Below are 25,343 nucleotides of genomic sequence, written 5' to 3' on the forward strand. Positions count from 1 at the left end.
TTTTCAGGAATTCCTTTCATGGCTGTGGCCTTAGGGCGCGTAACGCCTGCTGTCCTGCATCATCTTCAGGTTCCGGTGCAGGTGGTTCTGTATGCCGGATTGTTTGTGTTGGCGGAGCATCTTGTGGCGTGGGGACATCTGCCGCTGCCCGCCAACCTGGTGGGTTTAGTGCTGATGCTGGCGCTGATTGTCTGCCGCGTTTTGCCTCTTAACTGGGTGCGCGCGGGCTCCCGCTGGCTGTTAGCGGAAATGCTGCTGTTCTTCGTGCCTGCCGTGGTGGCGGTGGTGAATTACGCCCAGTTGCTGATGGTTGACGGCTGGAAAATCTTTCTGGTGATTGCGCTGAGCACGCTGCTGGTGCTGGGCGCGACGGCCTGGGTGGTGGATAAAGTCTATCGCTATGAAATACGCAGGATGAAGCATGAGTAGCTTAACGCTGAGCCTGCTCTGCCTGGCGATCACCCTCGGGCTTTATTACGCCAATAAACGTCTGTATCGACGCTTTCGCAAACTGCCGCTGATGCCGCTGGTGTTCACGCCGATCCTGCTGGTGCTGATGCTGGTGTTCGGCCATATCTCTTATCAGAACTACATGGGCGAAGCGCACTGGTTGCTGTGGCTGCTCGGCCCGGCGACCATCGCCTTTGCGGTGCCGGTGTACGACAACCTGGCGGTGATCAAGCGTCACTGGATGTCGCTCACCGCAGGCGTGACGACGGCTGTGGTCGTTGCGGTGACCAGTTCCGTCTGGCTGGCGCGCCTGTTCACGCTCCCTGATGAAATTCAGCGCAGCCTCGCGGTGCGTTCTATCACCACACCCTTCGCCCTTGCGGCAGCTAAACCGATTGGCGGTCAGCCGGAGCTGGTGGCGCTGTTTGTGGTGATCACGGGCGTGTTCGGCATGGCAGTGGGCGATGCGCTGTTTATGCGTCTGGCGATTCGTGAAGGAATGGCAAAAGGGGCCGGGTTTGGTGCTGCCTCGCACGGTGCCGGGACGGCACGTTCTTATGAGTTAGGGCCGCAGGAAGGGGTTGTCGCAAGCCTGGTGATGATGCTTTCTGGCGTCGCCACGGTACTGGCAGCGCCGCTGGTGGCGTGGGTGATGTTCTGAAAGCCCTCATTGCCGGGTGGCGCTGCGCTAACCCGGCCTACCTGATTGCAGGTCTGGTTTGTAGGCCAGGTCAGGCGTTAGCCGCCACCTGGCAATCAGCGCCACCGGGCATTTCTTTAGTGCGCGCGGCCCTGCTCGATGCCAAGCCCGGTCTGGGAACGGATAAACTGGGCGCGGAACTGCTCGCGTTCGCGCAGTCCGGCTTCTGAATTGTCCGTTGCCGAGAAGAACCAGATCCCGATAAACGCCACGGCGATGGAGAACAGCGCCGGGTATTCGTACGGGAACACGGCTTTTTCGTGGCCGAGGATCTGCACCCAAATGGTCGGGCCGAGGATCATCAGAATGATGGCCGTCAGCAGGCCAAGCCAGCCGCCAATCATCGCCCCGCGCGTGGTCAGCTTCGACCAGTACATCGACAGGAGAATGATAGGGAAGTTACAGCTCGCGGCGATGGAGAACGCCAGGCCCACCATGAAGGCGATGTTCTGCTTCTCGAACAAAATGCCCAGCAGGATTGCCACCACGCCCAGAATCAGCACGGTAATTTTCGACACCCGCAGTTCGTCACGCTCTGAAGCACCTTTGCGGAACACGTTGGCATAGAGGTCGTGAGACACCGCCGACGCGCCTGCCAGCGTCAGACCTGCAACCACCGCCAGAATGGTGGCAAAGGCTACGGCGGAAATGAAGCCGAGGAAGAGGCTGCCGCCCACCGCGTCCGCCAGATGCACCGCTGCCATATTATTGCCACCAATCAGCTGGCCCGCCGCGTCTTTAAACGCAGGATTCGCGCCGACCAGCATGATCGCCCCGAAGCCGATGATAAAGGTCAGGATGTAGAAGTAGCCCATAAAGCCTGTGGCGTAGAAGACGCTCTTACGCGCTTCACGGGCGTCGCTGACGGTGAAGAAGCGCATCAGAATGTGCGGCAGCCCGGCGGTGCCGAACATCAGGCCGAGGCCCAGTGAGAGCGCGGAAATCGGGTCTTTCACTAAGCCGCCAGGGCTCATGATCGCTGCCCCTTTCGGATGCACCGCCATTGCCTCGGTGAACAGGTTATTGAAGCTGAAGCCGACATGCTTCATCACCATAAACGCCATAAAGCTTGCGCCGAACAGCAGCAGCACCGCTTTGATGATCTGCACCCAGGTGGTGGCCAGCATGCCGCCGAACAGCACGTACATCACCATCAGCACGCCGACCAGCACCACGGCAACGTGGTAGTTGAGGCCGAACAGCAGCTCGATAAGCTTGCCCGCACCCACCATCTGCGCAATCAGGTACAGCGCCACAACCACCAGCGAACCGCAGGCGGAAAGGGTGCGGATTGGCCCCTGCTTCAGGCGGTAGGACGCCACGTCGGCAAAGGTGTAGCGCCCGAGGTTGCGCAGACGTTCGGCGATCAGGAACAGAATAATTGGCCAGCCGACGAGGAAGCCGAGGGAGTAAATCAGCCCGTCGTAGCCAGAGGTGTAAACCAGTGCAGAAATCCCGAGGAACGATGCGGCGGACATAAAGTCCCCGGCAATCGCCAGCCCGTTCTGGAAACCGGTAATGTTGCCGCCCGCGGTGTAGTAATCGTTACGCGATTTCACGCGCTTGGAGGCCCAATAAGTGATGTAGAGCGTCAGCAGCACGAACACCAGGAACATGATGATTGCTTCCCAGTTCGTCGGCTGACGCTGCACCTCGCCGGTGATAGCGTCGGCAGCGTTTGCCGCCAGCGGAAGAGTGGCGGCCAGCGCCGTCAGTAGCTTTTTCATTATGCTTTCACCTCACGCATCACCGCTTTGGTCAGCTTGTCGAACTCCCCGTTGGCCCGCCAGACGTACACGCCGGTCAGCAGGAAAGAGATAACGATCACGCCAATTCCGATGGGAATGCCGCGGGTGACGCTGGTGCCCGCATGCAGCGGCGTACCAAGCCAGCCGGGCGCGAAGGCGATTAGCAGAATAAAACCGACGTACACGATAAGCATGATAATGGACAGAATGGTGGCAAACCGTTGCCGTTTATCGACTAACTCCCTGAAATGCGCGCTGTCTTCTATCTGCTGACAGATATCTTGATTCATCACAGAGTCTCCAGAGGGTAAAGCGAGGGTAGAGGTTTTTGGTTTTATTCCCTCTCCCTGAGGGAGAGGGTTAGGGAGAGGGGGAAAGAGCGGTCTGATGCCCTCTCCCCGGCCCTCTCCCACAGGGAGAGGGGGAAAACGCTTGTTAAGACGGCACCGAAATGGACTGCTTCTCTTCGAGCAGTTTTTCCACCACGCCCGGGTCGGCGAGCGTCGAGGTATCGCCAAAGTTGCTGGTATCCCCGGCAGCAATCTTGCGCAGAATACGGCGCATGATTTTGCCGGAGCGGGTTTTCGGCAGCGAGTCGGTCCAGTGCAGCACGTCCGGCGTTGCCAGCGGGCCAATCTCTTTGCGCACCCAGTTACGCACCTCGGTGTACAGCTCCGGGCTCGGCTCTTCACCGTGGTTCAGGGTGACGTAGGCATAAATCGCCTGGCCTTTGATGCTGTGCGGAATGCCGACCACCGCCGCCTCGGCGATTTTCGGGTGCGACACCAGTGCAGACTCAATTTCAGCGGTACCCAAACGGTGACCGGAGACGTTCAGCACGTCATCCACACGGCCGGTGATCCAGAAGTAACCGTCTTCGTCACGGCGCGCGCCGTCGCCGCTGAAGTACATGTTTTTAAAGGTGGAGAAGTAGGTCTGCTCGAAACGCTCATGGTCGCCAAACAGCGTGCGCGCCTGGCCCGGCCAGGAGTCAGTAATAACCAGATTGCCTTCGGTCGCGCCTTCCAGCTTGTTGCCTTCGTTATCGACCAGCGCAGGCTGCACGCCAAAGAATGGACGCGTTGCCGAGCCTGCTTTCAGTTCAGTCGCGCCCGGCAGCGGGGTGATCATAAAGCCGCCGGTTTCGGTCTGCCACCAGGTGTCCATCACCGGGCACTTCTCGTTACCGATTTTCTTCCAGTACCACTCCCAGGCTTCCGGGTTAATCGGCTCGCCGACAGAGCCCAGAATGCGCAGAGTTGAGCGGTCTGTGCCCTGAATGGCTTTGTCGCCTTCGGCCATCAGCGCGCGGATAGCGGTTGGTGCGGTGTAGAGAATATTGACCTTATGTTTGTCGACCACCTCGCTCATGCGCGCAGGCGTCGGCCAGTTTGGTACGCCTTCGAACATCAGCGTGGTTGCGCCGCAGGCCAGCGGGCCGTACAGCAGATAGCTGTGGCCGGTGACCCAGCCCACGTCGGCGGTGCACCAGTAGATATCACCCTGATGATAATCAAAGACGTATTTGAAGGTGGTGGCCGCATAAACGAGATAGCCGCCGGTGGTGTGCAGCACGCCTTTTGGCTTGCCGGTGGAGCCGGAGGTGTAGAGGATGAACAGCGGATCTTCCGCGCCCACTTCCACTGGCTGGTGCTGGTCGCTGGCTTTTTCGGTCAGGTCGCTCCACCACAGGTCGCGGCCTTCGTGCCACTCGGTTTTGCCGCCGGTGCGCTTGAGCACCACGACGTGCTCAACGGTTTTGACGTTCGGGTTCTTCAGCGCGTCGTCGACGTTCTTCTTCAGCGGAATCGAACGCCCGGCGCGCACGCCTTCATCGGCGGTGATCACCAGCCGGGAGCTGGAGTCGATAATACGCCCGGCAACCGCTTCCGGTGAGAAGCCCCCGAAAATCACCGAATGCACTGCGCCAATGCGTGCGCAGGCGAGCATCGCCACAGCGGCTTCCGGCACCATCGGCATGTAAATCGCCACCACGTCGCCTTTTTTAATGCCCAGATCGGTCAGGACGTTGGCGAAGCGGCACACGTCGCGGTGCAGCTCTTTATAGGTAATGTGCTTGCTCTGGCTGGCGTCGTCGCCTTCCCAGATGATGGCAGTCTGGTCGCCGCGCTCCGCCAGATGGCGGTCAAGGCAGTTCGCTGCCAGGTTCAGGGTGCCGTCCTCATACCATTTAATGGAGACGTTGCCCGGCGCGAAGGAGGTGTTTTTCACGGTATTGTAGGGTTTCATCCAGTCGAGGATTTTCCCCTGCTCGCCCCAGAAGGCGTCCGGGTCGCTGACCGACTGTTGATACTTCGTCTTGTACTGTTCCGGGTTAATCAGGCAGTTTTCCGCAATGTTTGCGGGAATGGAGTGTTTGTGTACCTGGCTCATGGCTTTTGCTCTCCTTATTAGAATGTTAAATATATGTCAAACAATCGTTAATAATAGAGTTATCACAGGCTTTGTTTATTATTTGGGCGACAGATCACGCATTGTTTGTAGAGTATGAAAAATCGCCAAATGAATCTTTGAAGGCAAATAATAACGACAATGAATTTATAGTTTTTTACGATGAGAAAAGTTTTCTATAACAAAAGGTTAATTTCCGTAACCGAACTTAATTCGCACTAATCTCGCTTTTGTCAGCCCAAAGCCCCGTTCTGAAAGGCTTGCACGACATGCCGTGCAGGTGGTACTGATACGCCGCGTTAAAAAACTCCACTTAAATACGCAACACAAATCATCCCCCTTTCAGTGAGTGACATTCATTAACATGAATGCCGCTGTGCATTGAGGAAGTCTGTAATTATGAAAAAAGCGAAAGTCAGCCTGGCCTGGCAGATTCTGCTGGCGCTGGTGCTGGGTATTCTCCTGGGAAGCTACCTGCATTACCAAAGTGACAGCCGCGAATGGCTGATTGCCAACCTGCTGTCACCTGCCGGCGATATCTTTATTCACCTGATCAAAATGATTGTGGTGCCGATTGTTATTTCGACGCTGGTTGTCGGGATTGCGGGCGTGGGCGATGCCAAATCGCTGGGGCGTATCGGCGCAAAAACCATCATCTATTTTGAAATCATTACCACCGTTGCCATCATTCTCGGCATTACGCTGGCGAACGTATTCCAGCCGGGTGCGGGCATTGATATGTCGACGCTGGCCACGGTCGATATTTCTAAATACCAGAACACCACCGCCGAAGTGGCCAGCCACGCGCATGGCCTGATGGGCACGATCCTGTCGCTGGTGCCGACCAACATTTTCGCCTCGATGGCGAAAGGCGAAATGCTGCCGATTATCTTCTTCTCGGTGCTGTTTGGCCTTGGTCTGTCGTCACTGCCGTCAGCGCATCGTGAACCGCTGGTCACCGTGTTCCGCTCCGTGTCTGAAACGATGTTCAAAGTGACGCACATGGTGATGCGCTATGCGCCGATTGGCGTGTTCGCGCTGATCTCGGTGACCGTTGCTAACTTCGGTTTTGCTTCACTGTGGCCGCTCGCCAAGCTGGTGATTCTGGTCTACGTCGCGATCCTGTTCTTTGCGCTGGTGGTGCTTGGCGCGGTCGCGAAAATGTGTGGGCTGAGTATCTGGATTTTGATTCGCATCCTGAAGGACGAGCTGATTCTGGCGTACTCCACGGCAAGCTCCGAGAGCGTGCTGCCGCGTATTATTGAGAAGATGGAAGCCTACGGCGCGCCTTCGTCGATTACCAGCTTCGTGGTGCCGACGGGCTACTCCTTCAACCTCGATGGCTCAACGCTGTACCAGAGCATCGCGGCAATTTTCATCGCGCAGCTTTACGGCATTGATCTGTCGCTCGGTCAGGAAATCATTCTGGTGCTGACGCTGATGGTCACGTCAAAAGGGATTGCAGGCGTGCCTGGCGTGTCATTCGTGGTACTGCTGGCGACCCTGGGCAGCGTGGGTATTCCGCTGGAAGGCCTGGCGTTTATTGCCGGCGTCGATCGTATCCTCGACATGGCGCGTACCGCGCTGAACGTGGTGGGTAACGCACTGGCGGTGCTGGTGATTGCCAAATGGGAACACAAATTCGACCACAAAAAAGCGCAGGCTTACGAGCGCGAAATGCTGGGCAAATTTGACAGGACCGCGGACCGTTAATGTTTGAAAACATCCCTCCGTCAGGAGGGATGTTACTCCCCGCTCAGCGCATCCAGCGCTTCACAGCCTGAATCATTCCCTTCCAGACAGCTGACATTAAACCAGCTCAGTGCCTTCTGCTTGTTGGGTTCGATAAAGCCCTTTTCCCCCACGCGGAACATCTCGCCCGCCCAGTATTCGGCATAGCCAGAGCGCGACAGCATTGAGCTACTTTTGAAGTACTCTGTCGCCTTCGCGTCATCCTCTTTGATCTCACTGCCGTTGGCGTAAATCAGCCCGAGCAGCATCTGTGCATCCACGGCGGCGTCGTCGTCGGTCTTCTCTGCCGCTTTTTCCAACAGCGAAAGGGCTCGTGGGTAATCAGTTTTGCCCGCCTGACTGTTCACCAGAGTGTGGGCGAGGGTGATTTCACCGTTGGTACTTCCCGCAAGCGTGGCCTGTTCGGCAAGCTTACGCGCATCGGGCAGGCTGGTTTTCATCATCATCTGCGCCAGCAGAGCAACGGCATCCGGTTCGCCGTTTTGCGCCGCTTTCTCTGCCCAGAAACGAGCGTGCTGCTCATCACCGGAGCTGTAATAGGTATCGGCGAGATAATACTGCGCGCGCCTGTCGCCCGCTTCGGCCTGCTCTTTATACTGTGAGCCAATCTCATCGGCGTGAGCCAGCAATGGGAATAAAAGCAACCAGGTGCTGCGTTTCATCATCATTTTTCATCTGTAAGGAAGGACACGCAGTATAAAGGGCGACCAAAAAGATTGAAATGGCGCATCGGTACCAAAAAAAGGGGTGAAATAAATTCACCCCTAAAGCCATCAACGAATCAGCTTCAACCCAGCGCACTCTCACGTAAACGGGATTTCAGCTTGTTGTATTCGTCGATCACGTACTGCTCTGCGGCATGCTGATCCTCGATACGCTCCACCCGAACGGCGCAATATTTGTATTCCGGCGTTTTGGTTATCGGGCTCAGGTTCTCGGTCACCAGCTCGTTACAGGCGCCAATCCACCACTGGTAGGTCATGTACACCGCCCCGACGTTCGGACGATCGCTGACCTGCGCACGGGTGATGACTTTGCCCTTACGCGAATTCACCCACACCAGCGCTTCGTTCTCAATGCCGAGCCTTGCGGCATCCGCAGTGTTGATTTGCGCGTAGCCTGGTTCGTCGGCTAATGCTGCCAGCGCCGCACAGTTACCGGTCATCGAACGACAGGAGTAGTGGCCTACCTCGCGCACGGTGGAGAGCACCATCGGATACTCTTCGGTGAGCTTATCAATAGGTGCCACCCAGTCGCAGGTGAAGAACTGTGCGAGTCCGTTCGGCGTGTCGAACTTCTCTTTGAAGAGATAGGACGTGCCCTGATCTTCGTCGGACTCATCGCGGCACGGCCACATCACATAGCCCAGCTCACCCATTTTTTCGTAAGTGGCCCCTTTGAAGCTCGGGCACAGGTTACGCAACTCATCCCAGATTTCCTGGGTGTTGTTGTAGTGCATCGGGTAGCCCATGCGGGTGGCGATTTCGCTGATGATTTGCCAGTCGGTTTTCAGATCCCACTTCGGCTCTACCGCCTTGAAGAAGCGCTGGAAGCCACGGTCAGCGGCGGTGTAAACGCCTTCGTGCTCGCCCCAGGAGGTGGACGGCAAAATGACATCCGCCGCCGAAGCGGTTTTGGTCATAAAGATGTCCTGCACGATAACCAGTTCGAGATCTTCAAACCCTTTGCGTACCGCAGAGAGTTCGGCGTCCGTTTGCAGCGGATCTTCGCCCATGATGTACGCCGCGCGCACTTCGCCATGCGCCGCACGGTGCGGCAGCTCGCTGATGCGATAGCCAGTGTGTTCAGGCAGGCTTGGGACGCCCCAGGCTTTGGCGAATTTTTCGCGGTTGGCCGGGTTGTTGATGTACTGATAGCCCGGATAGGTGTCCGGCAGCGCGCCCATGTCGCACGCGCCCTGCACGTTGTTCTGCCCACGCACCGGGTTCACGCCCACGCTTGGACGACCGAGGTTGCCGGTCAGCATTGCGAGGCTCGTCAGCGAGCGCACGGTTTCCACGCCCTGATAGAACTGGGTCACGCCCATGCCCCACAGGATAGCGGCAGATTTCGCGGCCGCGTACATCCGTGCACACTGACGAATTTCCTGCGCGCTCACGCCGGTAATGGCTTCCACCGACTCCGGCGTATAGCCTTCGACGATTTTGCGATACTCCTCGAAGCCCTCGGTACGGCTGGCAACAAACGCCTGGTCGTAGAGATTCTCTTCGATGATCACGTGGCCGATGGCGTTCAGCAGCGCGATGTTCGAGCCGTTTTTCAGTGCGATATGCATGTCGGCAATGCGCGCGGTTTCAATTTTGCGCGGATCGCAGACGATAATCTTCGCCCCATTGCGTTTGGCGTTGATCACGTGGTTCGCCACAATAGGGTGTGAATCTGCCGGGTTGTACCCGAAAATAAACACGAGATCGGTGTTATCAATCTCCGTGATGGCATTGCTCATAGCGCCGTTACCGACCGACTGGTGCAGACCTGCAACCGAAGGGCCGTGTCAGACGCGTGCGCAGCAGTCGACGTTATTGGTTCCAATAACGGCGCGCGCAAATTTCTGCATGATGTAGTTGGTTTCGTTGCCCGTTCCGCGTGAGGAACCGGTGGTCTGAATAGCGTCCGGGCCGTATTTGGCCTTGATAGCGCTCAGACGGTCGGCCACGTAGTTCAGCGCTTCATCCCAGGACACCGCTTCCAGCTTGCCGCCGCGCTCGCGACGGATCATCGGGGTTTTCAGGCGTGGGGTAAGGATTTGGGTATCATTGATAAAATCCCAGCCGTAAAAACCCTTCAGGCACAGCGTGCCCTGGTTGGTTTTCCCCTGCGCCGCTTCCGCCCGGACTATTTTGCCGTTATCCACCACCAGGTTTATCTTGCAGCCCGATGCGCAGTAAGGGCAAACCGTGACGACTTTTTTCATCGGTTTCGCTCCAGTTAACAATGCGTTCAGCACCCGCTAATGCAGGTTTTATGCCACTCTTTACTGTGTGGGTATTGGCGGGGTCTGGCGGGCATCGGCATGACGAAACCGGACGACTCGACAGTTTTGACGTGTCGAAAAACGCCGTGATGTGACGGCGGTTAAAGATTCATCATTGGATGCTGGCATTGGCTGGAGTGCGCCGCAGAATCATCCAGACTTACTCCATGGCGAACCAGGCAGGGGAATGGCGATGAAACCGGTCATACTGGTGATTGATGACGACGCGGCAATCTGCGAACTCCTGCGGGACGTGCTCGCCGAACACGTGTTTGATGTGGCAGTGTGCCATCTCGGGCAGTCTGGCGTAGAAACGGTGGCGCAGCGGCCTGATATCGCGCTGGTGCTGCTCGACATGATGCTACCCGACATTAACGGTTTACAGGTGCTGACGCAGATCCAGCGGCTGCGCCCGGAGCTGCCGGTGGTGATGCTGACCGGTATGGGCAGCGAGTCCGACGTGGTGGTGGGGCTGGAAATGGGCGCTGACGACTACATCGGTAAGCCGTTCAACCCGCGCATCGTGGTGGCTCGCCTGAAGGCAGTATTACGCCGCAGCGGCGCGCTGGCGGTTGAAGCGCGCAGCGGGCAGGGAAGCGGCATGAGTTTTAACGGCTGGCGGCTGGACACCGAACGCTGCGAGCTGTTCGCCCCCACTCAGCAGGCGGTGGCGCTGACGCAGGGTGAATACGGTCTGCTGCTGGCGCTGGCGCAAAACGCCCGGCGAGTGCTGAGCCGCGAGCAGCTGCTGGAGCTAACCCACAGCGAAAGCATCGAGGTGTTTGACCGCACCATCGACGTGCTGATCATGCGCCTGCGCCGCAAAATCGAAACCAATCCACACCAGCCGACGCTGATTAAAACCCTGCGTGGGCTGGGATATGTGTTTGCTGCCGACGTGGTTCATGGCGATAAAGCTGCGTAGTTTTGCCGGATGGCGCTGACGCTTATCCGGCCTACAAAAACTGTAGGCCCGCGCCAGCGAAGCGCCGCCGGGCAATGCCTTGTCAGGTGGCGCTGCGCTTACCTGACCTACAAAAATCCGTAACCCAGGCAAATAGTCTGCCACCCGACAATCTAAACTCCGTTCTCACGGATAAACAGCTGCAGCTCATCGAGGGACTTCGCGCCGTCAATCGCATTGGCGCACAGCAGGCTGGCGCGGGCACAGGCGTGGGCGAGCTGCACGCTCTCTTTTAATCCCCAGCCTTCGTGGCAGCCGTAGAGGAATCCGGCACAGAAGGCATCTCCGGCCCCGACGCTGCCGACAATCTCACGTTGCTCCAGCCGCCACGACGGCACCCATTGCCCTTTGTCCTCTGGCGTCTGGCACCACGCGCCTTCCGGGCAGTGAATGACCACCCGCTGCCGGACGCCCGCTTTTAACAACAGCGCGGCGGCAGCGGCGATATTGTCGACAAGCGGTTCGCCTTCTTCGGCCCGAATCACCAATTCGCTGAATTCGCCCGCCTCCAGTTCGTTAATCACTAAGTAATCAAGGTGCTGCAAAGCCGGGCGCACCAGCGGCTGATAGCGCGGGTCGCCTTTACGCGACACCAAATCCAGCGACGTTTCGTAGCCTTTGTCACGCATCTGCGCCAGCAGGCGAGCGGCGCGGGTGCCGTACTCTTTGTCCGCCAGATCGAGGCTGTCGAGCAGCAGCAGATAACCGAGATGGAAGATCTTCATCGATCCTTCCAGCCTGTCGAAGGCGGGCAGGTCCAGCAGGCGGTTCGCGCCAGGCGAGTGGAAAAACGTCCGCTGACCGCTGGGATCGGTCATTACCTGCGACATCGACGTTGGCGCAAAGCTGGTGCGCTGCACGTGCTGGCGGTTGACGTGATACTGGTCGAGCATTGCCATGATGTAGTCGCCGTCGCTGTCCTCGCCCACCAGCCCGACAGCCTGCAAGGGAAGATGGCTGCGCATTTTGGCGAGCGTCAGCAGCACGTTCAGCGGTGCGCCGCCGGTGGAGCGTTCGCTGTGGGTGATCTCCGCGAGCCAGCCGCGCTCCGGCCACTGCACGATTTTATGCACGTGATCGACCAGCATATTCCCGGCGGCAATAATGCCGACGCGCTCCATCAGGCTTTCCCCGCGCTGCCGAAGATACGCATCTGTTCGGCGACGGTATCGGTAATAGCGGTTTCGATGCCGAGCAGCAGTTCGGCAAATTCGTCATAAATCGGCTGACGGTTCGCCATGCGCTGCTCTACCGCGCCGAGCGCCGCCTGCGACATGCCGGTGTAGAAGTTGATTTTGTGAATGCCGAGCTCGATGGCGCGGCGGAAATCTGCATCGCTGATGCCGGAGCCTCCGTGCAGCACCAGCGGCAGGCCGGTTTGTTCGCGAATGGCATCGAGGCGCGTGAAGTCGAGTTTTGGCTCGCCTTTGTATTTGCCGTGGGCGTTGCCGATGGCGACGGCGAGGGCGTCAATGCCCGTTCTGTCGACGAATTCACGGGCCAGATTCGGATCGGTGAAGAACGCCTCGTCAGCGTGGCCGTACAGCGCGCCACCTTCATCGCCACCGACTGCGCCGAGTTCCGCTTCCACCGACACGCCCACCGCGTGGCACATCTTCACCACTTCGCGGGTCTGGCGAATGTTTTCGTCATAGTCGAGCGTTGAGCCATCGAACATCACAGAGCTGAAGCCCAGACGCAGGGCGCGCACGACCGCCTCAAAATGCAGGCCGTGATCGAGGTTCAGCACCACTGGAATGTCATGGCGCGCGGCCTCAAAGCGCACGGCTTCCACCAGCGACTCAAGCGACAGGTACTTAAAATGCACCTCGGCGATGTTGATGATAAATGGCGAACGCTCCTGCTCGGCGGCGGCAAACAGCGCACGCAGGAAGTGGGAATCGAGGACGTTGAACGCCCCCAGCGCGTAGCGATGCTCGCGGGCGTGGGCGAGGCCGTCGGCAAGGGAGATCAGAGGCATTATCTTCTCCTTCATACCCGTCATCTTTCAGGCTGCAGATGCGTTGGCGGTGTTCACAAACCCGAATCACTTGCTGAAGTAAGCTCATCGGGGTTTGCTCTCTTGCCGCCTTTCTGCAACCTGAAATCTATAGGGTATGGTTGATGAAAAGGCGGTATTCGTTGCACAGCACCAGATGCGCTGGCTCGTCTTCTTCAATGCTGTTGTAGCGGTCAAGCGGGTAGAGGAAGTGGTTGTCGTGGTCGTCGTCGTTGACCGTCGACACTTCGCCCACCAGCACGTCACCAAAGCCACGCTCGCCCCAGAAGCTGTGATAAAGCCCCGGCGGCAGGCAGATGCTCTCGCCCGGTGACAGCCGAAGCTGGCTGCCTGCGGCATGGGTTTGCCGACAGCCGTCAATCGTGACGGTGACGTCGGTGTTTTCGGTTTGTTCATGCGCGTCGGCGTTCCACAGCTCGATAATCAGATTACCGCCGCCGCGGTTGATAATGTCTTCCCGCTTGCGCCAGTGGAAATGCATCGGCGTCACCTGTCCGTCGCGCACGTGCATGATTTTCTCCGCATAGCTCTTTTCATAGGGCATGGCGTTGGGCGAGCCGTTGCGCAGGGTGAAGAGGGTCAGCCCCTGCGCCAGAAAATTGCTGCCGCCAAAGGCGGTCACGTCCCAGCCGAGCTTCAGGGCAAACACTTCATGCCAGGTGTCAGGATCGAGCTGCTGCCACTTCGTCGGCGGGAAGCTGGCAAACGGCGGCAGGTGCACGTCGTGCATCGAGAAAAATTGCCGCGTCTGACCGAGCATGTTGTTGATGTCGGAGCGTTTCATGGAATCTCCTTGAAGTCGGTGGAAGGCCCTCTCCCCGGCCCTCTCCCGGAAGGGAGAGGGAGAAAATCAGGTTCAAAAACCGCAGCGGCCAGTTCCCTCGTCCTGAGAGAGGGAGAAAATCAGGTTCAAAAATCGCAGCGGCCAGTTCTCTCGCCCTGTGAGAGGGAGAAAATCAGGTTCAAAAATCGCAGCGGCCAGTTCTCTCGCCCTGTGAGAGGGAGAAAACCAGGAGCAAAAACCGCAGTGGCCAGTTCCTTCGCCCTATTGAGAAGGAGAAAACCAGACCCGGTGCAGTCATCGGAAAGCCGCACAGAACCAGTTCCCTCTCCCTCCGGGAGAGGGTTAGGGAGAGGGCGAGTGCAATCCTTACTTAACCGTCCAGCCCTTATAAGTTCCGACGTTTTTCTTGTCGATCATCGTCACCGGGATCAGCACCGGCTCTTTCGGCGCGGGCTTGCCCTGTAAAATGTCATAGCCGATTTCCACCGCTTTGGCCGCCATTACCTGTGGATCCTGCGCAGGGGTCGCCACAAACAGCGAGTTCTCACGCTTCAGGGCTTCTTCACCGTCAGGGCTGCCGTCGACGCCAACGATAAAGAACTCTTTACGCTGCGCCTGCTTCGCCGCCAGATCGGCCCCGATCGCCGTCGGATCGTTAATCGCGAACACGCCGTCGATCTTCGGATTCGCCGCCAGCAGCGAGGTCATCACCTCCAGCCCGCCTTCGCGGCTGCCTTTGGCGTTCTGGTTGTCAGAGAGCACCTTGATATCCGGGTGTTTTTTGAATTCGGTCTGACAGCCTTCCACACGGTTTTGCACAGCAGAGACCGGCGGTCCGTTGATGATCACCACGTTGCCTTTACCTTTCAGGCGGTCGGTGATGTATTTACAGGCCATTTCGCCCGCCTGGGTGTTGTTGGAGGTGATGGTCGCATCGGCCCCTTCGGCCGCCACGTCAACCGCCACTACCACGATGCCTGCCTCTTTCGCCCGCTTCACCGCCGGGCCAATGCCTTTCGAATCGGCGGCATTGAGGATGATCATGTCGACCTTCGCGGCGATAAAGTTATCGATCTGCGCCACCTGCTGGCCGAGATCGTACCCGCTGGAGACCAGCGTCACCTTCACGTTGTCGCCCGCAAGCTTACGGGCTTCCAGCTCAGCCCCTTTGGTGATTTGCACGAAGAACGGGTTGGCGAGATCGCCGACCGTCACGCCGATGGATTTCAGCTCTTTGGCCTGCACAAATGGCGCGGCGGCGAGCAGGGTGCCTGCACAGAGTGCGAGGACGAGTGGCTTTAAACGCATGTTGTGATCCTCTGTCGTAGGGTGTTGTTGTTATGCACTTTGATGGTGTCGGGTACGGTATTTGTCGATCAGTACCGCAATGATGATCACCGCCCCTTTGATCACCAGTTGCCAGAAGTAGGAGACGCCCATCAGTGTCATGCCGTTGTTGAGGGTGGCGATAATCAGCGCCCCGACCAGGGTGCCGGTGATGGTGCCAATGCCGCCGACGAAGCTGGTACCGCCGAGTATGACCGCCGCGATGGCGTCCAGCTCGTAGCCCATGCCGAGGTTGCCGTTGGCGCTGTAAAGCCGCGAGGCGCTCATCACGCCGCCAAGCCCGGAGAGCAGGCCGCTCATGCCGTACACGAACAGCAGCACCAGCCACACCTTGATGCCGGTCAGGCGCGCCGCCTGCATGTTGCCGCCCACCGCGTAAATATGAACGCCAAGCGTGGTGCGGCGCAGAATGAACCAGCACACCGCAATGACCGCCAGCGCGATCACCACCAGCCACGGAATCGGCCCGAGGTAGTTGTTACCTATCCACTCAAAGCTGATGTTGGAGTTGATCACCGTGGTGCCGTCCGCCAGCAGGTATGCCGCACCGCGCAGCGCCGTGTAGGTGCCGAGGGTGACGATAAACGGCGGTAGCCCCGCGAAAGCCACCAGTGCGCCGTTGAACAGCCCGAGCAGCAGGCCGAGCATCAGCGCGGCGGGAATGGACAGCATGGAGAATTCCGGGATCAGCGACACCACCATCGCTGCCACCGCCGTGGTGCCGAGAATCGAGCCTACGGAGAGGTCGATCCCGCCGGTCAGGATGATGAAGGTCATCCCTGCTGCCAGCACGATGTTGATCGACGCCTGGCGGGTGATGTTCAGCAGGTTGCTTTCAGTGAAGAAGTTTGGCGCAACGAAGCCAAAGACCGCCACTATCAGGATCAGGATCGGTAAGATCCCGACCGTTTGCATCAGATCGCCCATCAGCATTTTACGGGCTGAGGCCTTTGCCACCTGCTGTGGCGCGTTTTGCGTGGTCATGGTTGCACCGCCTGGTGATGGGATTCGTTCACGCCGGTTGCCAGCGTCATAATATTTTCCTGGGTGATGTCGTGGTTCAGCAGCTCTCCGGCAATGCTGCCTTCGCGCATGACGTACACGCGGTCGCTCATGCCAACGATTTCCGGCAGCTCGCTGGAGATCATCAGGATGGCCACGCCCTGACGCGCCATCTGGTTCATGATGCGGTAAATCTCGCTTTTCGCGCCGACGTCCACGCCGCGCGTGGGTTCATCAAGGATCAGAATGCGCGGGCCAATCGCCACCCAGCGGGAGATCAGCAGCTTCTGCTGGTTACCGCCGGACAGACCGCCCGCCCGCACCTGAGAATGTGGTACGCGGATATTCAGCAGCTTGATGGCGTCGTCGGAGATGGTCTGCGCCTTTTTGCGGTCGAGCATGCCGTAGTGCGCATCGCGCTCGAGCGTCGCCATAGTGATGTTTTCCTGCGCCGCCAGTTCGAGAAACAGCCCTTGCTCTTTGCGGTTTTCAGTGAGGAAGCCGATGCCTAAATCAATGGCCTCGCGCGGGGAGTGAATGAGTACGGGTTCGCCGTCCACTTCAATCACGCCGCCGGTGGCCTTGCGTACGCCGAATATCAACTGCGCCAGCTCGGAGCGGCCCGCGCCGACTAAACCTGCCAGACCGACGATTTCCCCCGAACGCACCAGCAGGCTGCATGGCTGGACTTTGCCGCCGTCCGTCAGATGATGGACGTTGAGGCGCGCCTGGCCGTGGGGAATGTCGCGTTCCTTGTTGAACAGATCGCTCAGCGGGCGGCCCACCATCATGCGCACCAGTTCGGAGGCGTTGAGCTTGTCGCGCATCAGGCTGCCGACGTACTGCCCGTCGCGCAGCACGCTGACGCGGTCGGACAGCTCATACACCTCCGCCATGCGGTGGCTGATGTAGATGATGGCCATCCCTTCGTCGCGCAGGCGCAGAATGAGTTCGAACAGGCGGTGGGTTTCACGGGAGGAGAGGGCGGCGGTGGGTTCGTCCATCACCAGAATGCGGCTGTTGCGGTGCAGCGCGCGGGCAATTTCCACCTGCTGCTGTTCGGCGATGGTCAGCTTCATCACCAGATCGGTGGCTTTGAACTGCGCGCCGAGGCGGTTAATGACCTCCTGGGCTTGGGCGACCATGGTTTTGCGCTGCACCAGACCGCCGCGAGAGAGCTCGCTGCCGAGGAAAATGTTTTCGGCGACGGTCAGATTCGGGGCCAGCTGCATCTCCTGATAAATCAGAGTGATGCCTGCCGCCAGCGCGTCTTTTGGGCCTTTGATGGCGTGCGGCTTGCCGTCAATCAGGATCTCACCGCTGGTGGCGGTATACGCCCCGGCAAGAATTTTCATCAGCGTGCTTTTGCCCGCGCCGTTCTCCCCCATCAGGGCGTGGATTTCGCCGGGGAACACCGTTAAGTCCACCCCCTTCAGCGCATAAAATTTGCCGAACGCTTTGGCAATATTGCGCATCTCAAGTACCGGCGTCTGATTCATGGCGCAACTCCTGAGGGATGGTCGATATCAGCAGTCCATCACAGGAAAGTAAATGCAAAATGTCAGAGGCCGTTCATATTTGTCATAGTGCGTGAAATTTGAACTTGATCGTGAGTTTCCCCTCTCCCCGGCCCTCTCCCAAAGGGAGAGGGTGAAAACAAGATCGCGCTGAACGGTTCCCTCTCCCCCCGGGAGAGGGTTAGGGAGAGGGCAACCACTATTTGAACCAACGGAGACACCATGCCACTACGCCGACCCTCATTTTCGCCAGCGCTCGCGGCCACCTGCTGTTTTTCAGCCATCGACCAAAGCCTTATCTTGTAACGTTGAGCCTTTATAAGCGACGTCTTGTTGTTTGTTAAGTCATTGCAGGGATTGACCTGGAGTGATTTTTTGTTTTTTATTGCAAGTCTAAATAAAACAATTAGTTAGATAATTAAAAAAACATCAACATTTGCCAATTATTAGTTTTCAAGAAAAGAGGTCATTTTTTTATGTCGATAAAACACCTCTGTAGTTTTATTCTCTTCATTTCTTATTTAAACAGAGGGGGATTAATTATCTGATAACAAAATTGTAATAAACATAAAGCTGGAAAGCAGCACCCTATACAAAGCTAAATTCACCGTTACCCACCAGAGGTTTTTATGAAAAATCTACTCACTTTGTCAGTTGTCTCTGCCGCTCTTTTTTTCGCCGTTCCTGCGTATTCCATGGAGGTTTCCGCTGATGCGACTCAGACCCTTCAGGAATACAATGGAAATGCCCGAATCGTGTTTAAGCCGGGTGAAAAATTCGAAATTTCCGCGGATAAAACATCAAAAAATAACGGCGCTACCGTTTTCTCCGGCAATGTAGTCGTAACGTATGAAGGGACTACACTGGAAACGGACTCTATGACTTTGAGAAAACAAGCAGATGGAGCCGTTCTTCTTGAAGCGAAAAAATTCCTGATGAAGCATGCGGGTGTAAAATAAAACTCTCACCACAGCTATGGACAAATACCGCCTGTTGTCCAGAAACCATCCACAATCAAAGGTATTGAAGTGATGCGTGTGCCGGGTAAAGGCCATTCTTCACCTTTTTATTAGGGTGCTCCCCTGAACGGATGCGTCTGGTGAGCAGTGTTTTTGAAATGTAAGGCCTTTCAATAAGATAAAAGCTGCCTTATCGTGAACTTTGTAACCGTGCCCGAAGGACTGCTCTGAACCGTTCCTCCTCCCTACGGGAGAGGGTAATCACCGCAAACCACAGGAGACACCATGCCACTACGCCGACCGTCATTTTTCGTGAGCGCCCGCGGCCGCCTGCTGTTCTTCAATCTGCTGGTGGTGGCGGTGACGCTAATGGTGAGCGCGGCAGCGGTGCTGGGGTTTCGTAACGCCAGTCAAATTCAGGAGCAGGTGCAGCAGCAAACCTTCGATGACGTCACCAGCAGCATGAACCTGGCGCGCGACACGGCGAACGTGGCGACGGCGGCAGTGCGGCTTTCGCAGGTGGTGGGCGCGCTGGAGTACAAAGGCGAAGCGGAGCGTTTACAGGCGACGCAAAAAGCGCTCAAACATTCCCTCGAGCAGCTGGCGGCGGCCCCTCTCGCCAGCCATGAACCGGAGCTGGTGCAGCGCATCATCCAGCGTAGCAATGAACTTCAGCAAAGCGTGGCGGGTATGCTGCAACGCGGGCAGCAGCGTCATCTGGAACGCAACGCGCTGTTGAGTTCGCTCTATCAGAACCAGAGCTATCTGCGTCATCTGGAAGCCATCAACCAGCGGCCCGGTGAAGGCGCGCTCGACGGACGTCTGCTGCTGGAAATGGACAGGCTAATCACCGCCGCGATTGAAACGCCCACACCACGTTCGGCAGTACGCCAGTTAGACGTGGTGATGGCGGGCGTGCCTGCCGAAAGCGCCGATCCGCCCGTCGCCTTCATCCTGCCGGACTTTAACGCCGAACTGCGCAAGCTGGCCCCGCTCTCCGTGAAGCTTGAGCAAAGCGACCTCGCCATCAGCTGGTACATGTTCCACATCAAGGCGTTAGTCGCCATCCTGAACGACGACATTAACCAGTACGTGACGCAGGTGGCGCGCTCCTCCGAACAGCGCGTGGCCCAAAGCCATCGTGAGCTGGGCTCAATTGTCGATCTGATAGTCAGCTTTGCCCTGCTTGCGCTGATCATCACTGGCTTCGCAGGCTGGTATATCTATCGCAATCTGGGTTCGAATCTGAACGCCATTTCTTCGGCGATGTCGCGGCTGGCGCACGGCGAGCAGGATGTTTCCGTGCCTGCGCTTCAGCGGCGCGACGAACTCGGGGAGCTGGCTCGCTCGTTTAGCGTATTCGCGCGCAACACGGCTTCGCTGGAACATGCCTCGCGCCTGCTGAAAGAAAAAACGACGCAGATGGAGCTCGATCGCATTGAGCGCCAGGGGCTGGAAGATGCCCTGCTGCACAGCCAGAAGATGAAGGCGGTCGGGCAGCTGACCGGCGGCCTGGCCCATGATTTCAACAACCTGCTGGCGGTGATTATCGGCAGCCTCGAACTGGTAAAACCGAATGAATCCGATGAGGCGCGCATCTCCAGGGCGCTGAAGGCCGCCGAGCGCGGGGCGATGCTCACCCAACGCCTGCTGGCGTTCTCGCGTAAGCAGTCGCTACACCCGCACGCCGTGGAGATGAAAGGGCTGCTGGAGAACCTCGGCGAGCTGATGCGCCACTCTTTGCCGTCGACGCTCACGCTGGAGCTTGAGGCCCAGACCCCGGCGTGGTCGGCATGGATCGACGTCGGCCAGTTGGAAAACGCCATCATCAACCTCGTGATGAACGCCCGCGATGCAATGGACGGGCAGTCCGGCGTCATTAAAATCCGCACCTGGAACCAGCGCGTCACCCGTAGCGACGGGCGCAGGCAGGACATGGTGGCGATTGAGGTGATTGACCATGGCAGCGGCATGTCGCAGGAGGTGAAGGCGCAGGTGTTCGAGCCGTTCTTCACCACCAAGCAGACCGGTAGCGGCAGCGGGCTCGGCCTGTCGATGGTGTACGGGTTTGTGCGCCAGTCCGGCGGGCGGGTAGAGATTGAGAGCGCGCCGGGGCAGGGCACGACGGTACGTCTACAGCTGCCACGCTCTTCGCTTCAGGCGGTGGAGCGATTGCCGGAAGCGGTGGTGGCCGATGAAGTACCCGAGGAGCGTCTGGCACTGGTGCTGGAAGACGAAGCCGACGTGCGCCAGACCTTATGTGAACAGCTGCACCAGCTGGGCTGGCTGACGCTGGAGGCCGCCGACGGTGAGCAGGCCATCGCGCTGCTCGATGCAACAGATGAGATAGCGATGCTGATAAGCGACCTGATGCTGCCGGGCAAACTGAGCGGTGCGGAGGTGGTGAATCACGCGCGCACGTATCATCCACAGGTAGCCGTATTAATGATCAGCGGTCAGGATTTGCGTCCGGCAAACAATCCTCAGCTGCCGGACGTGGAGCTGCTGCGAAAGCCTTTCACCCGAACGCAGCTCGCACAGGCGCTACGGCAGGCGCAGGCAGGTGCTGGCTCCGGGCAAGCGTCGCCGCGCCTTGTGCGCCGTTGAAGGCGGAAGAGGAGGCGGCGATAAAGCGCACCGCGTCATGCGGCAGCGGGCGGCGAAGATGCTGTTTTATCTGCGCAATCAGCGCCTCGCGCGGGAAGTCTGCCATGTCCATTACACCGCCGCCGAGGATCACCGCGTCGGGGTCGAACAGGTTCACGCTGGTGGCAATGGCGCGGGCGGCGTGGGAAAGCAGCGCGGTAACGAAGGGCTCGTTCTGCGCAAAGACAAACAGCTCGCCCATTTCATAGTCGCGCGGCGCTGAGTCATACCAGCGCTTCAGCGCAATGCCGGAGCAGACGGTTTCGAGGCACCCCGCGTTACCGCAGCCGCAGGTGAGCGACATATCGCCCTGCGGAATGTGGCCAAGCTCGCCCGCCACGCCGTGCGCCCCGGTCCAGGGCGCGCCGTTGAGCCAGACCGCAAAGCCCATTCCGGTGCCGAGATAGGCGCCAAGCACCTGACTCTCCTGCAAGCCGTTCTGCGCCACGTCGAACGAGAGCTGCAAATTCACATCGCGGGAAAATTCCACCGGGCAGCCGAGTGCGTCTTCCAGCTTGCCCGCCAGTTCGTTCAGCTCCTCGGCCCGCAGCGGCAGATTGGGCGTGGAGATAATGGTGCGCTTGTCTTTGCCGACCAGCGCCGGGAAGCCCATCACCAGGCCCCGACAGCGCGCTTTCAGCCGTGCCAGCGGGGCGCCGAGCAGCGCAGCAATGCCGCAGACCACGCCGCCTGTAATCACCTCGGCGGTGCGCTGCTTTTCGCAGTGCAGCACTTCGCCGTTGTCATCCATCAGGCACAGGCGGATATGGGTTGCGCCCATATCAATACCTGCCACCACGTTAAGCGCTTTTAGCATGAGGCATGACCTCGTTTCGGGCCGCCAGGATCTGCTCACTCATCACCTGCCAGGCGTCGTCGATGTTCTGAGCGTGGTTAAACAGCCCGGAGGTGCCGACGATAAACACATCCGCCCCGGCGTTCATGAGGCGTTCATAGGTGGCGGCGTTACAGGAGCCGTCGATTTCAATTTCATACTCCAGCCCTTCGCGTTCGCGCCAGGCTTTAAGCTCCGCCACCTTGTCGAGCATTTCGGGAATGAACGGCTGGCCGGCAAAGCCCGGGTCCACGGTCATCACCGTAATTTTGTCCGCCTTATGAATGTAGTACTTCATCGCCTCGACCGGGGTTTCCGGGTTGAGAATAAGCCCCACCTTCATGCCGTGGCGGCGAATCTCTTCAATCAGGCGAAACGCCTGGCCGTTGATGGTTTCCGGGTGCAGGGTGATGTAATCGGCCCCGGCCTGTGCCAGCTGACTGATGTAGTCCTGCGGGCGCGTCACCATCAGGTGGCAGTCGAGCGGCTTGCTGGCGAGCTTCTTCACCTGGCCGACGAAAAACGGCGACAGCGTCAGGTTCGGCACAAAGTGGCCGTCCATGATGTCGATGTGAAAGTAGTCCGCGTGCTGGTCGATAAAGGCGATCTGCTCCTGGAACTTCGCCAGATCCATGCACATCAGAGAGGGGGAAATTTTCATCATGGGATCCTTATTTACTGATTAACCGGTCCAGGGCTACGGCGGCGATAATCAGCCCGCCCATCACCACCAGCTGGTAGTAGGTTTGTACCTGGAGAATATTGAGGCCGTTATTGATGGTGCCGATGATAAGACCCCCAATGACGACCGAGAAAATGCGCCCTTTGCCGCCGAAGAAGCTGGTGCCGCCGATAATGGCGCTGGCAATGGCGTAGGTTTCAAAGCCCATGCCCGCCAGCGGCTCTGCCGCGCCTAAACGCGCCGTCGACACCACGCCCGCTAGCCCCGCGCAGATCCCGGAGATGATGAACACCACCAGAATGTGAAACTTCACGTCGATGCCGGAATAGAACGCCGAGTTTTTGTTGCCGCCGAGCGCGTAGATGTTGCGTCCGAGCCGCGTGCGGGTGGTGATGAACCACAGAATCAGCGCGATTAGCAGGGCGAAAATTACCGGCACCGGAATGCCGAGCGGGGCGGCGGCAAAGAAATTCACAAAGCCAAAGTCAAAGCCGTACACCGAGTTGGCGTCGGAAATCACCAGCGTTGCGCCGCGGAAGATGGCGTTGGTGCCGAGCGTGATGATGAACGGATGCAGCCCCGTCCAGTTCACCAGGCAGCCGTTGATCGCCCCGAGCAGGCCACCGACCAGCACGCCGCCGATAAGTGCGGCCAGAATCGGGTCCATTCCGGCGAGCATCAGCTTGGCGGTGACCATCCCGGAAAGGGCGAGGATCGCGCCAACCGACAGGTCAATCCCCGCCACCAGAATGGCGAAGAATTCCCCCATGCCGATAAGCACCGTCACCGAGCTTTGTACAAAGATGGCGCTGATGTTGTTGGCGGTCAGGAAGTACTCCGACGACAGGGTGCCGAAGATGCCGACGATGATCGCGAGGATAAAAAAGGTGCCGTATTTATCCCAGAACAGCGCGAAGTTGAACGGCTTTTTGTCGCCCGGTTCGGCCTTCATTCTTGTGGTAATGCCCATGCCATGATCTCCTCTTCGCTCATGTCGTCGCGATTGGTCAGAATTTGCGTCAGTCGCCCCTCGCAGAACACGGCGATGCGGTCGCAGACGGCGATGATTTCAGGAAGTTCGGACGACACCATCAGGATGACCTTTCCGTCATCGCCTAGCTGGCGCATCACTTTGTAGATTTCAGCCTTCGCGCCGACGTCGATGCCGCGCGTCGGTTCGTCAAAAATCACCACTTCCGGGTTGCAGCACAGCCATTTGGAAATCAGCACCTTCTGCTGATTGCCGCCGGAAAGCTCGGTGATGTTCTGATCGACGCTGTGGCACTTCAGCCCCAGCAGCTGGCGCTGCGCCTCGGCGGTTTTGCGTTCTTCCGCCTCGGCGAGCAACCCCATCGCGCCCTTGTAACCGCCCATTTTCAGGCTGCGGCTGAGCGCCATGTTCTGGGCGATGGAAAAATTCGGAAAGAAGCCGTTCTCACGGCGGCTTTCGGTAATGTAGCCCATGCCTTTTTTCAGCGCGTCGAGCGGCGAACGCGGAGAGATGTTTTTGCCGTTGAGGTGAATCTCCCCGCTGGCGCGTTTGTCGATACCGAACAGGCAGTTCATCAGTTCGGTGCGCCCGCTGCCGACGAGGCCTGCGAAGCCGAGAATTTCACCACGGTTTACGCTGAACGAAATATCGCGCACCTTTTTGCGGTCGCGGCTGGTGACGTTTTTCACCTCGAAGACCGTGTCGCGCTCCACGTTGCCGGTGCTCTCTTTCATGGCATTAAAGCGGTTTTGCAGCTCGCGGCCCACCATCAGGCGCACGATATCGTCGTTGGTGACGTCGCTGACCTGGCCGCTGCACACGCTGCTGCCGTCCTTCATCACCGTGTAGCGGTCGCAGATGCGGCGAATTTCGGCGAGCTTGTGGGAGATGTAGACGATCGCCGTGCCTTCTTTACGCAGCTGATTCATGATCAGAAACAGATAGTCCACTTCGTTATTGGTCAGCGAAGACGTGGGCTCATCCATAATGATCACTTTGGCGTCGAGCATTAAGGTTTTGGCGATTTCCAGCATTTGTTTATGGCTGATGGATAAATTCGCCACCTTTTCATCGAGATCCACTTTTAAGCCGACGCGCAATAACATCATTGCCGCGCGAATACGCATCTCTTTCCAGTCGATAATATTCAGGCCGAGCACTTTTTTAGTGGTGTGGCGGCCAATATAGAGATTTTCCAGCACCGTTAATTCATCAATGACGCTGAGTTCCTGATAAATAATGCCAATGCCTAATTGCGCCGCTAACTTATGATCAAGTTTGTCGTAGGAAATATCATTAATAACGATGGTGCCTTTGGTCGGTTCATGAATCCCCGACAACACTTTCATTAAGGTTGATTTACCGGCCCCATTTTCCCCGAGCAGCGCGTGTATTTCGCCCGGGTAAAGGGTTAAATCAACCGACTTCAATGCGTGAACCGGGCCAAAGGATTTGCCGATCCCCGCCATGGAGATATATGGCGTGAGCATAGCTGAACCTCATGTTGTAATTCGCCCTCTCCCTAACCCTCTCCCAAAG

Annotated in this window: 21 protein-coding genes; 6 read left to right on the forward strand and 15 right to left on the reverse strand. The window is 58.1% G+C overall.

Annotated features, from left to right (window positions below; genetic code table 11):
* Positions 1-18 precede the first annotated feature (18 nt).
* Both CRO87_RS14730 and CRO87_RS14735 read left to right on the forward strand, forming a co-directional pair.
* A complete protein-coding gene (locus CRO87_RS14730) occupies positions 19-429 on the forward strand; it encodes a CidA/LrgA family protein (RefSeq protein ID WP_097163695.1) in 411 nt (136 codons plus the stop codon).
* Positions 422-1,111, forward strand: a complete 690-nt coding sequence (locus CRO87_RS14735) for an LrgB family protein (RefSeq protein ID WP_097163696.1) — start codon at positions 422-424, stop codon at positions 1,109-1,111. Before CRO87_RS14730 ends, CRO87_RS14735 begins: the two co-directional genes overlap by 8 nt.
* 116 nt (positions 1,112-1,227) lie before the next feature.
* Here CRO87_RS14735 and actP read toward each other — a convergent pair whose 3' ends face one another.
* The 3 genes from actP to acs form a co-directional block, all read right to left on the reverse strand.
* Positions 1,228-2,877 carry a cation/acetate symporter ActP gene (gene actP, locus CRO87_RS14740; RefSeq protein ID WP_097163697.1) on the reverse strand — a complete coding sequence of 550 codons (1,650 nt, stop codon included), beginning with the start codon at positions 2,875-2,877 and terminating at the stop codon, positions 1,228-1,230.
* Positions 2,877-3,188, reverse strand: coding sequence for a DUF485 domain-containing protein (locus CRO87_RS14745; protein ID WP_097163698.1), 312 nt, complete (start codon positions 3,186-3,188; stop codon positions 2,877-2,879). The genes actP and CRO87_RS14745 overlap by 1 nt, the downstream gene beginning before the upstream one ends.
* Before the next feature lie 145 nt (positions 3,189-3,333).
* Positions 3,334-5,292: an acetate--CoA ligase gene (gene acs / locus CRO87_RS14750; protein ID WP_097163699.1), complete on the reverse strand. Its 1,959-nt coding sequence runs from the start codon at positions 5,290-5,292 to the stop codon at positions 3,334-3,336.
* A 417-nt stretch (positions 5,293-5,709) separates the two neighbouring features.
* Between acs and gltP the strand changes: the two genes are divergently transcribed.
* Positions 5,710-7,023, forward strand: coding sequence for a glutamate/aspartate:proton symporter GltP (gene gltP / locus CRO87_RS14755; protein WP_097163700.1), 1,314 nt, complete (start codon positions 5,710-5,712; stop codon positions 7,021-7,023).
* A 32-nt stretch (positions 7,024-7,055) separates the two neighbouring features.
* On the opposite strand, the gene CRO87_RS14760 is transcribed toward gltP, so the two are convergent.
* Together CRO87_RS14760 and fdhF are read right to left on the reverse strand one after the other, a co-directional pair.
* Positions 7,056-7,727, reverse strand: a complete 672-nt coding sequence (locus CRO87_RS14760) for a tetratricopeptide repeat protein (protein ID WP_097163701.1) — start codon at positions 7,725-7,727, stop codon at positions 7,056-7,058.
* A gap of 122 nt (positions 7,728-7,849) precedes the next feature.
* Complete coding sequence (gene fdhF, locus CRO87_RS14765) at positions 7,850-9,997, reverse strand: formate dehydrogenase subunit alpha (RefSeq protein ID WP_097163702.1); 2,148 nt, start codon at positions 9,995-9,997, stop codon at positions 7,850-7,852.
* 253 nt (positions 9,998-10,250) lie between these two features.
* Here fdhF and CRO87_RS14770 point away from each other — a divergent pair, with 253 nt between their 5' ends.
* Positions 10,251-10,982 (forward strand): response regulator, encoded by a 732-nt coding sequence (locus CRO87_RS14770; RefSeq protein WP_097163767.1) that lies wholly within the window; start codon positions 10,251-10,253, stop codon positions 10,980-10,982.
* Positions 10,983-11,134: 152 nt separating this feature from the next.
* On the opposite strand, the gene CRO87_RS14775 is transcribed toward CRO87_RS14770, so the two are convergent.
* From CRO87_RS14775 to CRO87_RS14800, 6 genes are all read right to left on the reverse strand, one after another.
* Entirely contained in the window at positions 11,135-12,145 is a 1,011-nt protein-coding gene (locus CRO87_RS14775; protein WP_097163703.1) for a carbohydrate kinase family protein, read from the reverse strand.
* Positions 12,142-13,002, reverse strand: a complete 861-nt coding sequence (locus tag CRO87_RS14780; RefSeq protein WP_097163704.1) for a ketose 1,6-bisphosphate aldolase — start codon at positions 13,000-13,002, stop codon at positions 12,142-12,144. Before CRO87_RS14780 ends, CRO87_RS14775 begins: the two co-directional genes overlap by 4 nt.
* Positions 13,003-13,129: 127 nt before the next feature.
* Positions 13,130-13,825: a D-lyxose/D-mannose family sugar isomerase gene (locus CRO87_RS14785; protein ID WP_097163705.1), complete on the reverse strand. Its 696-nt coding sequence runs from the start codon at positions 13,823-13,825 to the stop codon at positions 13,130-13,132.
* 366 nt (positions 13,826-14,191) lie between these two features.
* On the reverse strand, positions 14,192-15,133 hold the full coding sequence (locus CRO87_RS14790; protein WP_097163706.1) for an ABC transporter substrate-binding protein: 942 nt from the start codon (positions 15,131-15,133) through the stop codon (positions 14,192-14,194).
* A 30-nt stretch (positions 15,134-15,163) separates the two neighbouring features.
* Entirely contained in the window at positions 15,164-16,156 is a 993-nt protein-coding gene (locus CRO87_RS14795) for a ribose ABC transporter permease (RefSeq protein ID WP_097163707.1), read from the reverse strand.
* Positions 16,153-17,673, reverse strand: a complete 1,521-nt coding sequence (locus CRO87_RS14800) for a sugar ABC transporter ATP-binding protein (RefSeq protein WP_097163708.1) — start codon at positions 17,671-17,673, stop codon at positions 16,153-16,155. The genes CRO87_RS14795 and CRO87_RS14800 overlap by 4 nt, the downstream gene beginning before the upstream one ends.
* A 647-nt stretch (positions 17,674-18,320) precedes the next feature.
* Here CRO87_RS14800 and CRO87_RS14810 point away from each other — a divergent pair.
* Both CRO87_RS14810 and CRO87_RS14815 read left to right on the forward strand, forming a co-directional pair.
* The gene (locus CRO87_RS14810) at positions 18,321-18,650 is read left to right on the forward strand and encodes an LptA/OstA family protein (protein WP_097163710.1); all 330 of its coding nucleotides are present in this window, start codon (positions 18,321-18,323) and stop codon (positions 18,648-18,650) included.
* A 285-nt stretch (positions 18,651-18,935) separates the two neighbouring features.
* A complete protein-coding gene (locus CRO87_RS14815; protein WP_097163711.1) occupies positions 18,936-21,257 on the forward strand; it encodes an ATP-binding protein in 2,322 nt (773 codons plus the stop codon).
* On the opposite strand, the gene alsK is transcribed toward CRO87_RS14815, so the two are convergent.
* The 4 genes from alsK to alsA are packed head-to-tail and all read right to left on the reverse strand — an operon-like array spanning position 21,169 to position 25,294.
* Positions 21,169-22,113 (reverse strand): allose kinase, encoded by a 945-nt coding sequence (alsK, locus tag CRO87_RS14820; protein WP_097163712.1) that lies wholly within the window; start codon positions 22,111-22,113, stop codon positions 21,169-21,171. The genes CRO87_RS14815 and alsK overlap by 89 nt on opposite strands.
* Positions 22,097-22,792, reverse strand: coding sequence for a D-allulose 6-phosphate 3-epimerase (gene alsE / locus CRO87_RS14825; RefSeq protein ID WP_097163713.1), 696 nt, complete (start codon positions 22,790-22,792; stop codon positions 22,097-22,099). Before alsE ends, alsK begins: the two co-directional genes overlap by 17 nt.
* 10 nt (positions 22,793-22,802) lie before the next feature.
* Positions 22,803-23,783 (reverse strand): D-allose ABC transporter permease, encoded by a 981-nt coding sequence (alsC, locus tag CRO87_RS14830; RefSeq protein ID WP_097163714.1) that lies wholly within the window; start codon positions 23,781-23,783, stop codon positions 22,803-22,805.
* The gene (alsA, locus tag CRO87_RS14835) at positions 23,762-25,294 is read right to left on the reverse strand and encodes a D-allose ABC transporter ATP-binding protein AlsA (RefSeq protein ID WP_097163715.1); all 1,533 of its coding nucleotides are present in this window, start codon (positions 25,292-25,294) and stop codon (positions 23,762-23,764) included. The genes alsC and alsA overlap by 22 nt, the downstream gene beginning before the upstream one ends.
* Positions 25,295-25,343: the final 49 nt, after the last annotated feature.

The organism is Enterobacter sp. CC120223-11 (assembly GCF_900215375.1).
Lineage (GTDB): Bacteria > Pseudomonadota > Gammaproteobacteria > Enterobacterales > Enterobacteriaceae > Scandinavium.

Bases quoted from the DNA above. Each gene is read 5' to 3' on its own strand.
- CRO87_RS14730 (WP_097163695.1), top strand. From the start codon at position 19: ATGGCTGTGGCCTTAGGGCGCGTAACGCCTGCTGTCCTGCATCATCTT.
- CRO87_RS14735 (WP_097163696.1), top strand. From the start codon at position 422: ATGAGTAGCTTAACGCTGAGCCTGCTCTGCCTGGCGATCACCCTCGGG.
- actP (WP_097163697.1), bottom strand. From the start codon at position 2,877: ATGAAAAAGCTACTGACGGCGCTGGCCGCCACTCTTCCGCTGGCGGCA.
- CRO87_RS14745 (WP_097163698.1), bottom strand. From the start codon at position 3,188: ATGAATCAAGATATCTGTCAGCAGATAGAAGACAGCGCGCATTTCAGG.
- acs (WP_097163699.1), bottom strand. From the start codon at position 5,292: ATGAGCCAGGTACACAAACACTCCATTCCCGCAAACATTGCGGAAAAC.
- gltP (WP_097163700.1), top strand. From the start codon at position 5,710: ATGAAAAAAGCGAAAGTCAGCCTGGCCTGGCAGATTCTGCTGGCGCTG.
- CRO87_RS14760 (WP_097163701.1), bottom strand. From the start codon at position 7,727: ATGATGAAACGCAGCACCTGGTTGCTTTTATTCCCATTGCTGGCTCAC.
- CRO87_RS14770 (WP_097163767.1), top strand. From the start codon at position 10,251: ATGAAACCGGTCATACTGGTGATTGATGACGACGCGGCAATCTGCGAA.
- CRO87_RS14780 (WP_097163704.1), bottom strand. From the start codon at position 13,002: ATGCCTCTGATCTCCCTTGCCGACGGCCTCGCCCACGCCCGCGAGCAT.
- CRO87_RS14785 (WP_097163705.1), bottom strand. From the start codon at position 13,825: ATGAAACGCTCCGACATCAACAACATGCTCGGTCAGACGCGGCAATTT.
- CRO87_RS14790 (WP_097163706.1), bottom strand. From the start codon at position 15,133: ATGCGTTTAAAGCCACTCGTCCTCGCACTCTGTGCAGGCACCCTGCTC.
- CRO87_RS14795 (WP_097163707.1), bottom strand. From the start codon at position 16,156: ATGACCACGCAAAACGCGCCACAGCAGGTGGCAAAGGCCTCAGCCCGT.
- CRO87_RS14800 (WP_097163708.1), bottom strand. From the start codon at position 17,673: ATGAATCAGACGCCGGTACTTGAGATGCGCAATATTGCCAAAGCGTTC.
- CRO87_RS14810 (WP_097163710.1), top strand. From the start codon at position 18,321: ATGAAAAATCTACTCACTTTGTCAGTTGTCTCTGCCGCTCTTTTTTTC.
- CRO87_RS14815 (WP_097163711.1), top strand. From the start codon at position 18,936: ATGCCACTACGCCGACCGTCATTTTTCGTGAGCGCCCGCGGCCGCCTG.
- alsK (WP_097163712.1), bottom strand. From the start codon at position 22,113: ATGCTAAAAGCGCTTAACGTGGTGGCAGGTATTGATATGGGCGCAACC.
- alsE (WP_097163713.1), bottom strand. From the start codon at position 22,792: ATGAAAATTTCCCCCTCTCTGATGTGCATGGATCTGGCGAAGTTCCAG.
- alsC (WP_097163714.1), bottom strand. From the start codon at position 23,783: ATGGGCATTACCACAAGAATGAAGGCCGAACCGGGCGACAAAAAGCCG.
- alsA (WP_097163715.1), bottom strand. From the start codon at position 25,294: ATGCTCACGCCATATATCTCCATGGCGGGGATCGGCAAATCCTTTGGC.